Source organism: Janthinobacterium sp. SUN118, assembly GCF_030397695.1.
Taxonomy (GTDB): Bacteria; Pseudomonadota; Gammaproteobacteria; order Burkholderiales; family Burkholderiaceae_D; genus Janthinobacterium.
Window position 1 is genome coordinate 240845 of the sequence record NZ_JAPUBV010000006.1, and the last position, 13758, is coordinate 254602.

The following is a 13758-nucleotide window of genomic DNA, read 5'->3' on the forward strand; positions in this document are numbered from 1 at the left end:
AATATGAGGCCTGGCGCTTGGAAACCGCATCTGATAGGAGCACATCATGGAGTTCGATATGGTCGATAACACAGCTTTAGGTACCGTCATCAAGGTCGTCGGCGTCGGCGGTGCGGGTGGCAATGCAGTCCAACACATGATCAACAAAGGCATGTCGGGCGTGGAGTTCATTGCCGCCAATACCGACGCACAGGCCCTGTCGACATCGAAGGCCCACAACATCATCCAGATCGGCGATACGGGCCTGGGCGCCGGCATGAAGCCGGCCGTGGGTCGCCAGCTGGCCGAAGAATCGCGCGCGCGCATCGCCGATTCGCTGCGCGGCGCGCACATGGTCTTCATCGCTGCCGGCATGGGCGGCGGCACGGGCACGGGCGCGGCGCCTATCGTCGCGGAAGTGGCCAAGGAACTGGGCGCGCTGACGGTGGCCGTGGTCTCCAAGCCATTCTCGTACGAAGGCCAGAAGTGCATGGACATCGCCGACGAAGGCCTGGAGCAGCTGTCCCTGCACGTCGACTCGCTGATCATCATCCTCAACGAAAAACTGGAAGAGATCTACGAAGACGAAAGCATGCTGGAATGGATGCAGCATGCCGACGATGTGCTCAACAACGCGGTGGCCGGCATCGCCGAGATCATCAACGTGCCGGGCCATATCAACGTCGACTTCAACGACGTGAAAACCATCATGGGCGAGCAGGGCAAGGCCATGATGGGTACGGCGACCGCTTCCGGCGTCGACCGCGCGCGCATCGCCGCCGAACAGGCTGTCGCTTCGCCGCTGCTGGATGGCATCGATCTCTCCGGCGCGCGCGGCGTGCTGGTCAACGTCACGGCCAGCCGTGGCTTGAAAGGTAAAGAGATCAAGGAAGTCATGGCTGCCGTGCGCGCGTTTGCCGCGCCGGACGCGTCGATCGCGCAAGGTATCGCCTACGACGACGCCATGGGCGACGACATCCGCGTTACCGTGGTGGCCACGGGCCTGGGCCGCGCCAAGAAAAACATCCAGCTGGTACCGCAGCAAGTGCTGCGCACCGGTACCCACAACAGCCCGTTGACTCCATCGGCTGCCATGGGTAGCGCGCAAGCGGCGACGACGACGGTTGGCGTGGCTACGCCGGCTGCCGGTTTCGACGGCATGAAGGCGCCGGCAGTATGGCGCCGCGAATCGGCTTCCGAGCAGGTGCGCGCGATGGAAAAAAATGGCATGGAGACGTACGACATTCCAGCCTTCCTGCGCAAGCAGGCCGACTAAGGTGATCTGATGTCGGCAAACATGACGGCGGCCTGAGGGCCGCCGTTTTTTTATCTGTTTTCTTGATGTTTGCCTTTGCCTTCCCGGCCATTTTCTGCACAAATACGGCAAGTCAGGCATACTATCGCGCTGAGCCAGCATAAGTCATCCTTGAGAAATCACCATCATCGATTGGGGATGACTTTACGCTAGCCGAACCAGATCACGGCACTGTCCGCTTCATGGAGCGGACAGTGCCTTCAACCGACAGTACACAAGGAGTCAACATGACCATCAAGATCGGCGACACCCTGCCAGAAGGCACCCTGGCCGAATTCATCGAAAGCGAAACCGAAGGTTGCGCACTGGGCCCGAACACGTTCAACGTGCAAGACCTGGTCAAAGGCAAGAAGATCGCCATCTTCGGCCTGCCAGGCGCCTACACCCCGACTTGCTCCGCACAGCACGTGCCGGGCTACGTGCAGCACGCTGCCGACCTGAAAGCCAAGGGCGTCGACGAAATCTGGTGCATCTCCGTCAACGACGCGTTCGTGATGGGCGCCTGGGGCCGCGATCAGAAAGCCACCGGCGTGGTGCGCATGATGGCTGACGGCAATGCCGCCTACAGCAAGGCGCTGGGCCTGGACGCCGACTTCAGCAAGTTCGGCATGGGCACGCGCTCGCAGCGCTACTCGATGCTGGTCGACAATGGCGTCGTGACGCAATTGAACGTCGAGCAGGGCGGCAAGTTTGAAGTGTCGAATGCGGAAACGCTGCTGGGCCAACTGGCTTAAGCGCTACTCGCTTGCATGAAAACGGCGCCATCGGCGCCGTTTTCACGTTTACTGTACCGACGGCTTGGTGGCCTCGAACATGGCCGCATCGATGCTGAACGAGTAATCGTCCTGCAGCGCGAAATACCGGCGCGCTTCCTCGGGCGTGCCGTCGAACAGGTTGCGGATGGCGGCCACTCGCTCGGCCGGGGTGCGCATGCGCGCCGTCCATTCGTCGAACCGCATGGTCAGCTTCCACACGCTGCGCAGCTGGTGCGTGAAACCGGCGTTGTCGAACTTGGCGCCCCATTCGCAGGCGCGGTAGTTGCGCACGTGCGAAGCGTCGCGCAGCATTTCCACGGCTTGCAGGGTGGTGTCGTACAGGGCCGTTTTCGGCGCCACGATGTCGACCACCAGCAGGGTGCCGTTCGGACGCAGCACGCGCCACGCTTCGGCCAGGGCGCCGGCCACGTCGTTCCAGTGGTGGGCGGAAAAGCGCGTGACGACCATGTCGAAGCTGGCGTCGGCAAACGGCAGGCGCGCCACATCGCCTTGCTGCGTACGGATATTGGCTAAGCCGCGCTGCGCCCTGGCGTGGTCGACGACGTCGAGCATCGGCTGCGCCAGGTCATAGGCGACGACGGAGGCGGCCACGGGGGCGACGGCAAAGCTGGCGTGGCCGGCGCCGCAGCCCAGGTCCAGGACGGCCGGCTTGCCATGGCGGCGCGCGCATTCCTGCATCAGCACCAGGTCGGCGCCCTGCGCGTGGATTGCGCTGCTCAGGTAGGCGTTGGCGGTCTTGCCGAATTGTTCGGCGACAACATCGTGCTGCTGCATGGTTTTCTCCGGTTCGTGAGTAAGTTCCTGCAGCATAGGCATAAAATTATCCTGTAACAAGACCATAACTTATACTGGTATAACTACTACCATAAAACCCTGAGCCCTGAACCCTGCCATGTCGACCAAACTCGCTGAATTCATCCGCGCCCGGCGCGAAGCCCTCACCCCCGCCATGGCGGGCTTGCCCGGTGGCGGGCGGCGGCGCACGCCCGGTTTGCGGCGCGAAGAGCTGGCGCAGCTGTGCGACGTCAGTCCCACCTGGCTGACGTGGCTGGAGCAGGGGCGGCCCGTGTCGGCCTCGGCCAGGATGCTGGCGCGCCTGGCCCAGGTGCTGCAGCTGAGCGTGGCCGAGCGCGCCTATCTGTTCGAAGTGGCTGACAGGCATGACCCCAGCCAGGGGGCAGGAGAGGGCGATGGTCCCGCCGCCGCCGAACTGGCGGCCATCGTTGCCGCCATCGCTGCCCCCGCCTATATCCTGGACCGTGCATGGAATGCCGTGGCATGGAATGGGGCGGCGGCGATCCTGTTCGCCGACTGGCTGCGCGGCGATGCCGTCGCGCCGAACCAGCTGCGCTTCATGTTTCTCGAGCCGTGCGCGCGTGCCCTGGTCGTCGGCTGGCCCGAGCGGGCGCAGCGGCTGGTGGCGGAGTTTCGCGCCGATATCGGCCGCCATGCGGATCAGGCGCCGCTGGCCGGGCTGATCGCGGAACTGGCCGCGGCCAGCGCTGACTTCCGCCTGTGGTGGGGCGCGCAGCAGGTGCAGGGCCGCGATGGCGGCTTGCGCCGCTTCCAGCATGCGCAGCAGGGGCCGCTCAGCTTCAACCAGGTGACCCTGCACCTGGCGCGCCAGCACGAGCTGAAACTGGTGATGCTGTTGCCCGTATAGTTGTCCCTTTGAAAATGTAAAACGGTCGCGCTTGTTATAATCAGGCTGACCGCATGGCCTTGCCATGGGGTCCTGGCTCCGGCCGTCGCCATGATGACGGTCCAAGCTGCAACGAGCAGCCGAAGTTAGCCGCATTGTCGCCAGGAGTTTCCTTTGTCTTCCCCATCCTCGAACCTGCGCAGCATCTATGTGATGCTGGCCGCGGTCGCCATGTTTTCCCTGATGGACACAGCCATGAAGCTGTTGTCTGCCCACTATCCCGCCATGCAGGTGACGGCCTTGCGCGCGCTGTCGTCCCTGCCGCTCGTGTGCCTGTACCTGTTGTGCCGTGGCGCCTTCAGGAACGTGCTGAAGGTGCGCTGGCCGCTGCATGTGCTGCGCGGCGTGCTGGGCGTGCTGATGATCACGCTGTTCGCGTACGGCTTGAAGCGCATGTCGCTGGCCGAGACGTATGCGCTGTTCTTCGTCGCCCCCTTGCTGATCACGGTCCTGTCGGTTTTTATCCTGAAGGAAAAAGTCGACCTGGCGCGCTGGTGCGCCATCGCCGTGGGCCTGCTGGGCGTGCTGGTGGCGCTGCGCCCCGACGGTTCGGGATTCTTTTCGCTGGCAGGGCTGGCGGTGCTGGGCTCGGCCGCCTGTTACGCCATTTCCGCCGTCACGGGGCGCATCCTGAGCCGCACCGATGCCAGCGAAAGCATGGTCTTCTGGCTGATGGTGATGATGGCCATCGGCGGCGTGGCCCTGTCGGCGCACGAGTGGGTGAGCATTCGCCGCGAGGACTGGTGGCTGCTGGCGGGCCTGTCCGTCAGCGGCTTCCTGGGCCAGCTGGCCATCACGGAGGCGTTTCGCCATGGCAAGGCATCGAGCGTGGCACCGTTCGAATACTCGGCCCTGGCCTGGGGCATGGCCCTGGACTGGCTGCTGTGGCGCGCGCTGCCGGACCAATATACCCTGATCGGCGCGGCCATCATCATCGGCAGCGGGATTTACCTGGTGCGCCGTGAAGCCGTGCATGCGGAAAGCGAACATCCGTGAGGAACGCTTGTGGTATTTCTGGCGTGAGCCATGCCGCACCGCAACGAAAATCCGGCAAATAGATATAATCGTGGGATGTTAAAACAACGCACTATCAAACAATTGGTCCGCACCATCGGTGTCGGCTTGCATTCGGGAACCAAGGTGGAGCTGACCTTGCGTCCCGCCGCCATCGACACGGGCATCGTGTTTCGCCGTATCGACCTCGATCCCGTGGTGGAGTTTCCCGCCAGCGCCATGGCCGTGGGCGATACGCGCATGGCTTCCGTGCTGATCAAGGATGGCGCCAGGGTGTCTACCGTGGAACATCTGATGTCGGCCGCGGCCGGCCTGGGCGTCGACAATATGTATATCGACGTGAATGCGGAAGAGATTCCCATCATGGATGGTTCCGCCTCGTCCTTCGTCTACCTGCTGCAGCAAGCGGGAGTGGAAGAGCAGGAAGCGCCGAAGAAGTTCATCAAGGTCATCAAGCCGGTGGAAGTGCGCCATGGCAAGGGCGACGCGGAGAAATGGGCGCGATTGTCGCCGTACGACGGCTTCAAGCTCGATTTCTTCATCGAATTCAATCATCCGGCCGTCGATGGCACGATGCAGCGCGCCTCGGTCGACTTCGGCGACGTGTCATATGTGCATGACGTGGCGCGCGCGCGCACCTTCGGCTTCATGCAGGACGTGGAAAGCTTGCGCGGCATGGGCCTGGCGCGTGGCGGTTCGCTGGAAAACGCCATCGTCATGGATGAGTACCGCATCCTCAACGCGGATGGCTTGCGCTATGAAGACGAGTTCGTGCGCCACAAGATCCTCGACGCCATCGGCGACCTGTATCTGGTCGGCCACCCCTTGCTGGCCTATTACACGGCGCACAAGTCCGGCCACGCGCTGAACAACCAGTTGCTGCTGGCGCTGCTCGAGCAGCCGGAATCGTATGAAATCGTTTCGTTTGCCACCAACGAGACGGCGCCGCAATCGTACCTGCGCCAGATGGAGCGCGAATGGTCGCTGACCTGATCTGAGCGACACCTCATTAAACCTACTGCGCGTCGGTATAGGCGGCCTGCGATGCTCACCGGCTCGGCGCCCCCGTACTTCGTGCGGTTGCGCTTCTTAGCCACCTCTCCCTTCCGCTCGCTACGGTTTTCTGAGGTGTCAAAATGTCGTCGGACAGTCTTAATCTTTTGATTCGCGGTGGTGGCGCACTAAACTGCGCAGTGCCGCGATCAACTGCTCGTTCTGCTTCGATGCGGGCAGGGCCGTGCTCAGCTCTTCCAGGGCCGACATGGCCTTTTCCGGCAAGACCAGCGCCCGCGTGTGCACGATGGGCGCGATGCTCTTGATGACCTGCACTTTCAGCTTGATGCCTGAAATCTGCCAGCCCTTCCTTTCCAGTTCCCCTTGCAGTTTCGGCAATTGCTGCTTGAGCTTGGCCGCCAGCGCCGCATTGGGCGTGGCCAGTACCAGCTGTCCGCTTTCGAACTGCAGGATGTCGCAATGCTCGAACATCGCCGGCAAGGCCTTGGCGCAGTCTTTTTGCAGTGCGGCCAGGCGCGTGACGGTCGGCATCAGCGATGCCATCGTCGCGTTGCCGCGCAGAAAGTCAGTTGCGCCCGTGGCGGCCGGGCCCGAACGGGCAAAGCCGTAGCCGCGGCGCGGTGCCGGAGAATAAGTGGGAGTTCGCATGGCCGAAACATATCACACTCGCCCGCGCATGACGAGCGCGGCGGCCGGCGCGCCGTTGTCTGGCCCGTCGCATTGCCTTACAGTATGGAAAATGTCCGCAATTTCTGCCATTTGTTTGTCATTAAGCTATTGTTATATGGCGCATTACCCCAACCATGTCGGGAACGCATGATAAAATCATCGTCTTTTGCCATAGTCGAACTCCGTGCGGTGACGCGATTACTACCTCGTTGTTGCCTACCGAGCTTTTTTTAACGGCGTTTTTTCAAGAATTCAAGCATGTCATTACTGACCCAGATTTTCGGTAGCCGCAACCAGCGGCTGCTCAAGCAATACCAAAAAACGGTACGCGAGATCAATGCGCTCGAGCCGACCATCGAAAAGCTGACGGATGCCGAGCTGCAAGCGAAGACGCCGGCCTTCAAGGAACGCATCGCCGGTGGCGAATCGCTCGATGCCTTGTTGCCTGAAGCGTTCGCCGTCTGCCGCGAGGCCAGCAAGCGCGTCCTGCGCATGCGCCATTTCGATGTGCAGATGATCGGCGGTATGGTTTTGCACTATGGCAAGATCGCGGAAATGGGCACGGGCGAGGGCAAGACCCTGATGGCAACGTTGCCCGCCTACCTGAACGCCTTGTCGGGCAAGGGCGTGCACATCGTTACCGTCAATGATTACCTGGCACAGCGCGATGCCGAGACCATGGGCCGCCTGTATGCCTGGCTGGGTCTGTCGACGGGCGTGAACATGTCGCAAATCGAGCACAGCGCCAAGCAGCAGGCGTACAACTCCGACATCACCTACGGCACGAACAATGAATTCGGTTTCGACTTCTTGCGCGACAACATGGTCTACGAAGCGCGCGAGCGCGTGCAGCGCAGCCTGAACTTCGGCATCGTCGATGAAGTCGACTCGATCCTGATCGATGAAGCGCGCACGCCGCTGATCATTTCGGGCCAGGCCGAGAACCATACCGACCTGTATCACAAGATCAATTCCGTGCCTGGCATGCTGACCCTGCAGATCGGCGAAGAAACGCCGGACGGCAAGGGCAAGGTCGAGGTGCCGGGCGACTACACCAAGGATGAAAAAGCGCACCAGGTGCTGCTGACGGAAGCGGGCCACGAAAAAGCCGAACGCATCCTGATGGAGATGGGCCTGCTGCCGGAAGGCGCATCGCTGTACGATTCGGCCAACATCACCCTCGTGCACCACCTGTATGCGGCCCTGCGCGCGCATGCCTTGTACTTCAAGGATCAGCACTATGTGGTGCAGAACAATGAAGTGGTGATCGTCGATGAATTCACGGGCCGTTTGATGACGGGCCGCCGCTGGTCCGATGGCCTGCACCAGGCTGTCGAAGCAAAAGAGGGCGTGAAGATCCAGAACGAGAACCAGACCCTGGCCTCGATCACCTTCCAGAACTACTTCCGCATGTACGCGAAGCTGGCCGGCATGACCGGTACGGCCGATACGGAAGCGTACGAATTCCAGGAAATCTACGGCCTGGAAACGGTCGTGATCCCGCAAAACCGTCCGCTGCAGCGCAAGGACCGTCAGGATCAGGTCTACAAGTCGTCGGCGGAAAAGTACAACGCGATGCTCAACGACATCCGTGACTGCTACGAGCGCGGCCAGCCCGTGCTGGTGGGCACGACCTCGATCGAGAATTCGGAACTGCTGTCGGGCATCCTGACCAAGGCCGGTTTGCCGCACAACGTACTGAATGCGAAGCAGCATGCGCGCGAAGCGGAAATCATCGCCCAGGCCGGCCGTCCGAAAGCCATCACCATCGCCACCAACATGGCCGGTCGCGGTACCGACATCGTGTTGGGCGGTAACGTGGAAAACCAGATCAAGTTCATCGAAGCCAATCCCGAGCTGAGCGACGCCGACAAGGCGGAGCAGGCGCAGAAGCTGCGCGATGAATGGCAATCGCTGCATGACCACGTGGTCAATGCGGGCGGCTTGCACATCATCGGCACCGAACGCCACGAATCGCGCCGCGTCGACAATCAGCTGCGTGGCCGTGCCGGCCGCCAGGGCGATCCGGGTTCGTCCCGCTTCTACCTGTCGCTCGACGACGCGCTGCTGCGCATCTTCGCCGGCGACCGCGTGCGCGCCGTGATGGACCGCCTGAAGATGCCGGAAGGCGAACCGATCGAAGCGGGTATCGTCTCGCGTTCGATCGAATCGGCCCAGCGCAAGGTGGAAGCACGCAACTTCGACATCCGCAAGCAATTGCTGGAATACGATGACGTCGCCAACGACCAGCGCAAGGTCATCTACCAGCAGCGTAACGAGCTGCTGGAAACGACCGATATTTCTGACATGATCGCCTCCTTGCGCCATGGCGTCTTCACCGACCTGGTGCACCAGTACGTGCCGCAGGAATCGGTGGAAGAGCAGTGGGATATCAAGGGCCTGGAAAACACCCTGTCCGGCGAGTGGCAGCTCGATCTGCCGCTGCAGCAGATGCTGGAAGCCGATGCGACCCTGACGGACGAAGAAATCCTGGAAAAAGTGCTGGTCGCGGCCGATGCCGTGTACCAGTCGAAGATCGATATCGTCGGCAAGGAATCGTTTGGCGGCTTCGAGCGCAATGTCATGCTGCAAAGCGTGGACAGCCACTGGCGTGAACACCTGGCGGCGCTGGACCACCTGCGCCAGGGTATCCACCTGCGCGGTTACGCGCAGAAGAACCCGAAACAGGAATACAAGCGTGAAGCGTTTGAACTGTTTGGCCAGATGCTCGACATGATCAAGAACGACGTCACCAAGCACGTGATGACGGTGCGCATCCAGTCGCGCGAAGAAGTCGATGCGGCCGAGCAGGCGATGCAGCAGTCGCACGTGGAAAACGTGCACTACCAGCACGCCGAGTTCGACCCGAACGCGGCGCCGGAAGAGTTGCTGGCCCCTACGGCCGGCGGCAATATGGATAACGTCGACGACTTGAGCGTGAGCATGGGCGTCAAAGTGGGCCGCAACGACCCATGCCCATGCGGCAGCGGCAAGAAGTACAAGGCTTGCCACGGCAAGCTTGCTTAAGCCAAGCCGATAGGCAGGACAAGAACGGAGACTGCGGTCTCCGTTTTTTTATGTCCGGAATATCATGCACGGCTCCTGCTCAGGGAAATGCCCAGTATTGCGGCGCTCCGGATGGAATGCCTTTCAAGCCACCGCGGTTCCTTGCCCGTTGCCCCGTCTTGATCATGGTGGCGATATCGGTCAGCAAGATGCGGTTGCTGGCGAAGTAATCATGGCCCATGAAATTCATGATGACGGCCGAGGCGTCGACGAGTTCCATGCCGGGTATGCCGACGACGGGGCCGCGGATGTCGCCTATCCTGTCCCAGTCGGCAAAATTGTAGGAAGCGCGGATCGCCTTGTCGTTCGCGGAAGCGTACAGGGTGGCGGGGAGCCTGAGGCTGGCAAAGCGGGGGGCGATCTGGTCGCGGAAGACATCGGCATTGATGTCCGGCGCCGCCAGCACCACCTGCTTGAACAGGGGCAGCAGGTCGGGGCGCCGTTCCAGCAGGCTGGCCAGGGCCAGCGTCATCGGGCGGTTGCCCATGCTGTGGGCGATGATGTAGATATCCGTGGCGGACGAGTGCTCCGCGAAGTCGGCCAGGAAGGCTTGCAGGTGCGCCTGCGTCCATTCAACCGAATTCTGGTCGTATTCGTAGCCGGCCAGGGTGCCTTTCGACGGCCAGCTGTAGAACACGGGCAGGGCGCCGATATCGAGGTCGACCGCCATCTGCGCCGTGCGCCGGGCGGCGTCGTCGAACGAATTGCTGTAGCCATGGATATAGATGAAGGCGGCGCGGCGTTCCGGGGCGGCCTGTATCCTGGCCTTGACGGTGGCGAGGAAATCCGCGCGCGACAGGCGCGTGCCTCCCTTGATCAGCACATATTGTTGCGCATCGTCGCCGGACAGGATGTCGTACCAGGGCGGCAGCGGCAGTTCGCCCGGCGCTCTTTTTTCAGGGATGCTGACGAGGACGCTGCCGTAGCTTAGGTAGGGGGCCGCGCGGTTGGGCTGCCAGCCATAGTTGCGGCTGGCGGGCTGGTATTGCCTGTCGGTGGCGTAATACACGGTGACGTGCACGGCGCCGTCTGGCGGCGGATCGTTGTCGGACTTCAGCGTGGCGCTGCTGCCGGCCAGGTTGCCCAGGTTGCCGAGCAAGCCGCCGATGCCCGACCAGGAGCTGCTCCATGGGAAGGTGGATGGCGGAGGCCCCCAGGTCGAGGGGGGCAATGCTGGAGCTGGCGGCGTTTCGGCGGCCGGCGGCGCTGTGGAGGACGGTTCAGTGGCGTGGTCGACTGCGCGATCGTTTGCTCCAGGCTGCACCGTACAGGCCGTCAGCCAGGCCAGCAGGCAAAGCAGGCATAGGAGGCGGTGCAGCAGGCCTGAGGGTCCTGCGCCGTTGCGTGGCATTCGGTATGACTGAGCATGCGCCATGACATCCTCCCTGGGCGGCGCGCTTGCCAGACTCGCTATCGTCTGTTTCTATACCTTAGCGCCGCCAGGCGGCAGCGTTCTGATAAATCGCAAGGGCCATGCTGCCGGCCCCCATCGGCGCTGCCCGGGCCGCCGCGACGATTCCCTTGCCGCATGTTCACCCGGGCCGCGAAGGCGCTACAATAGCGCTTCCATTTTCCCACGCAGAAGAACTCATATGGCCGTCAATTCTCCCAAGCCCGTCGCCGCCGACCTGAAAGCCGTTGCCGGCATTGAAATCGGTGTTGCCGAAGCCGGCATCAAGAAACCCAACCGCAAGGATTTGCTGGTGTTGAAACTGGCGCCGACGGCCACCGTGGCCGGCGTCTTCACCCTGAACCGCTTCTGCGCCGCACCGGTGCAAATCTCGAAAGCCAACCTGGCCGCCGTGACGGCAGGCGCGGCGCCGATCCGCGCGCTGCTGGTCAACACGGGCAATGCGAATGCGGGCACGGGCGAATCGGGTCTGGCCGACGCACAAGCCAGCTGCGCCGCGCTGGCCGAGCTGCTGGGCTGCACGCCGCAGCAGATCCTGCCGTTTTCCACCGGCGTGATCCTCGAACCGTTGCCCGTGCAGCGCCTGGTGGCCGGCCTGCCGCAAGCGGTGGCCGCGCTGACTTCCGATAACTGGTTCTCGGCTGCCGAAGCCATCATGACCACCGACACGCAGCCGAAAGCCGGCTCGCGCACGGTGACCATCGCCGGCCATACGGTCACCCTGACGGGCATCAGCAAGGGCGCCGGCATGATCAAGCCGAACATGGCCACCATGCTTGGTTTCCTCGCGTTCGACGCCACCGTGGCCCAGAGCGTGCTCGATCAGCTGGTCAAGCAGGCGGCCGACAAATCGTTCAACTGCATCACCATCGACGGCGACATGTCCACCAATGACTCGTTCATGCTGGTGGCCACGGGCGCCGGCAGCCTGGTGATCGATTCCATCGACTCGCCGCACTACGCGGCACTGGCGGCCGCCGTCACCGAACTGTCGACCTTCCTGGCGCAAGCGATCGTGCGCGACGGCGAAGGCGCGACCAAGTTCATGACGGTCACCGTAGAAGACGGCCGCAACGTGGAAGAATGCCGCAAGATCGCCTATTCCATCGCCCATTCGCCGCTGGTCAAGACGGCCTTCTTCGCTTCCGACCCGAATCTGGGCCGCATTCTGGCCGCCATCGGCTACGCCGGCGTGGACGACCTCGACGTGGGCCAGCTGAACCTGTACCTGGACGACGTGTGGGTGGCCAAGAATGGCGGCCGCAATCCCGATTACCAGGAGCAGGATGGCCAGCGCGTGATGCAGCAGAGCGAAATCACCATCCGCGTCAAGCTGGCGCGCGGTGATGCCACGGCGACCCTGTGGACCTGCGACCTGTCGCATGACTACGTGTCGATCAACGCCGACTACCGCTCATGACCAGCCTCGATCAATTCCTGCTGCGCGCGGAAAGCCTGCTGGCGCGCGTGGAAGCGATCCTGCCGCAAGCCGTGCCGGCGCCGGACTGGAACAGCTTTGCGTTCCGCTGGCGCCGCCGCCAGGGCGCTGCCAGCCATTTGCAGGCCGTGGCCCATGTGTCGAACATCGCGTTTGACGACTTGCACAATATCGGCACGCAAAAAGCGCAGATCGAGCAGAACACGCGCCAGTTCGTCAGCGGACGCCCGGCCAACAACGTGCTGCTGACGGGCGCGCGCGGCACGGGGAAATCGTCGCTGATCAAGGCCTGCCTGAACCAGTTCGCCGACCAGGGCCTGCGCCTGATCGAAGTCGATAAAGCCGACCTGGCCGACCTGCCCGACATCGTCGACCTGGTGGCGGCGCGTCCCGAGCGCTTCATCATCTTTTGCGACGATCTCTCGTTTGAAGAGGGCGAGAGCGGCTACAAGGCGCTGAAAGTGGCGCTCGACGGCAGCATCGCCGCGCAATCGGACAATGTGCTGATCTACGCCACCTCGAACCGCCGTCACCTGATGCCGGAACGCATGTCGGACAACAGCAGCTACAAGACGGACGACGATGGCGATCTGCATCCGGGCGAAACGGTGGAAGAGAAAATCTCGCTGTCCGAGCGTTTCGGCCTGTGGCTGTCGTTCTATCCGTTCAAGCAGGACGATTACCTCGATATCGTCGCCCACTGGCTGGCCTCGTTCGGCTGCACGCCGGAGCACATCGCCGCAGCGCGCGGCGACGCCCTGCGCTGGGCCTTGCAGCGCGGCTCGCGGTCGGGCCGGGTGGCCTGGCAATTCGCGCGCGATTACGCGGGGAAGTTGCCGCAATGAGCGAAGTGACCTTGAAGGAAAAAATCCAGCCTGTCGATGTGGCCGTCGGCATCCTGATGAAGCCGAATGGCGACGTACTGCTGGGCCAACGCCCGGCCGGCAAGCCGTATGACGGCTACTGGGAGTTTCCTGGTGGCAAAGTGGAGCCGGGCGAAGCCATTCTCGATGCCTTGAAACGCGAGTTTGTCGAGGAGCTCGGCTTATATATCGACAGCGCCGAACCCTGGTGCGGCGTGGAATATGTGTATCCGCACGCCCATGTGCGCCTGCACTTCTACATCAGCCGCCACTGGCGCGGCGAACCGCAAAGCCTGGAAGGGCAGGCGTTCGCCTGGCAGGGCACGGTCGGCGTGGAACCCTTGCTGCCGGCCACCATTCCCCTGCTGGAATGGCTGGACGAGGTACGCCGGGTAGCGTTGCTGGCAACGGCCTGATTCCGCTTGCGCCAGGCATGCGGCGAGGAGCTGCATGGCTGGCGCAAGCTTTCCTCGACCTGCCCTTGTATCGGCGGCGCTTTGCGCTACAGTGC

At 62.7% G+C, this 13758-nt stretch carries 12 protein-coding genes; 9 read left to right on the top strand and 3 right to left on the bottom strand.

The features are described from left to right. Positions 1 to 46: 46 nt before the first annotated feature. Together ftsZ and O0880_RS26795 are read left to right on the top strand one after the other, a co-directional pair. Entirely contained in the window at positions 47 to 1255 is a 1209-nt protein-coding gene (ftsZ, locus tag O0880_RS26790) for a cell division protein FtsZ (protein ID WP_034784974.1), read from the top strand. A 266-nt stretch (positions 1256 to 1521) separates the two neighbouring features. Further along, the gene (locus O0880_RS26795) at positions 1522 to 2028 is read left to right on the top strand and encodes a peroxiredoxin (protein WP_071325280.1); all 507 of its coding nucleotides are present in this window, start codon (positions 1522 to 1524) and stop codon (positions 2026 to 2028) included. 48 nt (positions 2029 to 2076) lie between these two features. On the opposite strand, the gene O0880_RS26800 is transcribed toward O0880_RS26795, so the two are convergent. Beyond that, positions 2077 to 2844 carry a class I SAM-dependent methyltransferase gene (locus O0880_RS26800; RefSeq protein WP_289889517.1) on the bottom strand — a complete coding sequence of 256 codons (768 nt, stop codon included), beginning with the start codon at positions 2842 to 2844 and terminating at the stop codon, positions 2077 to 2079. Positions 2845 to 2962: 118 nt separating this feature from the next. On the opposite strand from O0880_RS26800, the gene O0880_RS26805 reads away from it, so the two are divergent. From O0880_RS26805 to lpxC, 3 genes are all read left to right on the top strand, one after another. Beyond that, positions 2963 to 3733: a helix-turn-helix transcriptional regulator gene (locus tag O0880_RS26805; protein ID WP_289889491.1), complete on the top strand. Its 771-nt coding sequence runs from the start codon at positions 2963 to 2965 to the stop codon at positions 3731 to 3733. 192 nt (positions 3734 to 3925) lie between these two features. After that, on the top strand, positions 3926 to 4768 hold the full coding sequence (locus O0880_RS26810; protein WP_289889518.1) for a DMT family transporter: 843 nt from the start codon (positions 3926 to 3928) through the stop codon (positions 4766 to 4768). A 75-nt stretch (positions 4769 to 4843) separates the two neighbouring features. Then, positions 4844 to 5779, top strand: a complete 936-nt coding sequence (gene lpxC, locus O0880_RS26815; protein ID WP_289889492.1) for a UDP-3-O-acyl-N-acetylglucosamine deacetylase — start codon at positions 4844 to 4846, stop codon at positions 5777 to 5779. 159 nt (positions 5780 to 5938) lie between these two features. On the opposite strand, the gene O0880_RS26820 is transcribed toward lpxC, so the two are convergent. Further along, positions 5939 to 6448: a DciA family protein gene (locus O0880_RS26820; RefSeq protein ID WP_289889493.1), complete on the bottom strand. Its 510-nt coding sequence runs from the start codon at positions 6446 to 6448 to the stop codon at positions 5939 to 5941. A gap of 279 nt (positions 6449 to 6727) precedes the next feature. On the opposite strand from O0880_RS26820, the gene secA reads away from it, so the two are divergent. Continuing rightward, on the top strand, positions 6728 to 9496 hold the full coding sequence (gene secA / locus O0880_RS26825) for a preprotein translocase subunit SecA (protein WP_289889494.1): 2769 nt from the start codon (positions 6728 to 6730) through the stop codon (positions 9494 to 9496). Positions 9497 to 9575: 79 nt separating this feature from the next. Here the strand turns inward: secA and O0880_RS26830 are convergent, their stop codons facing one another. Beyond that, complete coding sequence (locus O0880_RS26830; RefSeq protein ID WP_289889495.1) at positions 9576 to 10706, bottom strand: alpha/beta hydrolase; 1131 nt, start codon at positions 10704 to 10706, stop codon at positions 9576 to 9578. A 421-nt stretch (positions 10707 to 11127) separates the two neighbouring features. Between O0880_RS26830 and argJ the strand changes: the two genes are divergently transcribed. From argJ to O0880_RS26845, 3 genes are read left to right on the top strand one after another with little or no spacing between them, the layout of a single operon-like run. Then, on the top strand, positions 11128 to 12366 hold the full coding sequence (argJ, locus tag O0880_RS26835) for a bifunctional glutamate N-acetyltransferase/amino-acid acetyltransferase ArgJ (protein WP_289889496.1): 1239 nt from the start codon (positions 11128 to 11130) through the stop codon (positions 12364 to 12366). Beyond that, positions 12363 to 13229 (top strand): ATP-binding protein, encoded by an 867-nt coding sequence (locus O0880_RS26840; RefSeq protein ID WP_289889497.1) that lies wholly within the window; start codon positions 12363 to 12365, stop codon positions 13227 to 13229. The genes argJ and O0880_RS26840 overlap by 4 nt, the downstream gene beginning before the upstream one ends. Further along, positions 13226 to 13663 (top strand): NUDIX domain-containing protein, encoded by a 438-nt coding sequence (locus O0880_RS26845; protein WP_071325272.1) that lies wholly within the window; start codon positions 13226 to 13228, stop codon positions 13661 to 13663. Before O0880_RS26840 ends, O0880_RS26845 begins: the two co-directional genes overlap by 4 nt. Positions 13664 to 13758: the final 95 nt, after the last annotated feature.

Coding starts and splice junctions, on each gene's coding strand:
- ftsZ (WP_034784974.1), top strand. CDS start 47: ATGGAGTTCGATATGGTCGATAACACAGCTTTAGGTACCGTCATCAAG.
- O0880_RS26795 (WP_071325280.1), top strand. CDS start 1,522: ATGACCATCAAGATCGGCGACACCCTGCCAGAAGGCACCCTGGCCGAA.
- O0880_RS26800 (WP_289889517.1), bottom strand. CDS start 2,844: ATGCAGCAGCACGATGTTGTCGCCGAACAATTCGGCAAGACCGCCAAC.
- O0880_RS26805 (WP_289889491.1), top strand. CDS start 2,963: ATGTCGACCAAACTCGCTGAATTCATCCGCGCCCGGCGCGAAGCCCTC.
- O0880_RS26810 (WP_289889518.1), top strand. CDS start 3,926: ATGCTGGCCGCGGTCGCCATGTTTTCCCTGATGGACACAGCCATGAAG.
- lpxC (WP_289889492.1), top strand. CDS start 4,844: ATGTTAAAACAACGCACTATCAAACAATTGGTCCGCACCATCGGTGTC.
- O0880_RS26820 (WP_289889493.1), bottom strand. CDS start 6,448: ATGCGAACTCCCACTTATTCTCCGGCACCGCGCCGCGGCTACGGCTTT.
- secA (WP_289889494.1), top strand. CDS start 6,728: ATGTCATTACTGACCCAGATTTTCGGTAGCCGCAACCAGCGGCTGCTC.
- argJ (WP_289889496.1), top strand. CDS start 11,128: ATGGCCGTCAATTCTCCCAAGCCCGTCGCCGCCGACCTGAAAGCCGTT.
- O0880_RS26840 (WP_289889497.1), top strand. CDS start 12,363: ATGACCAGCCTCGATCAATTCCTGCTGCGCGCGGAAAGCCTGCTGGCG.
- O0880_RS26845 (WP_071325272.1), top strand. CDS start 13,226: ATGAGCGAAGTGACCTTGAAGGAAAAAATCCAGCCTGTCGATGTGGCC.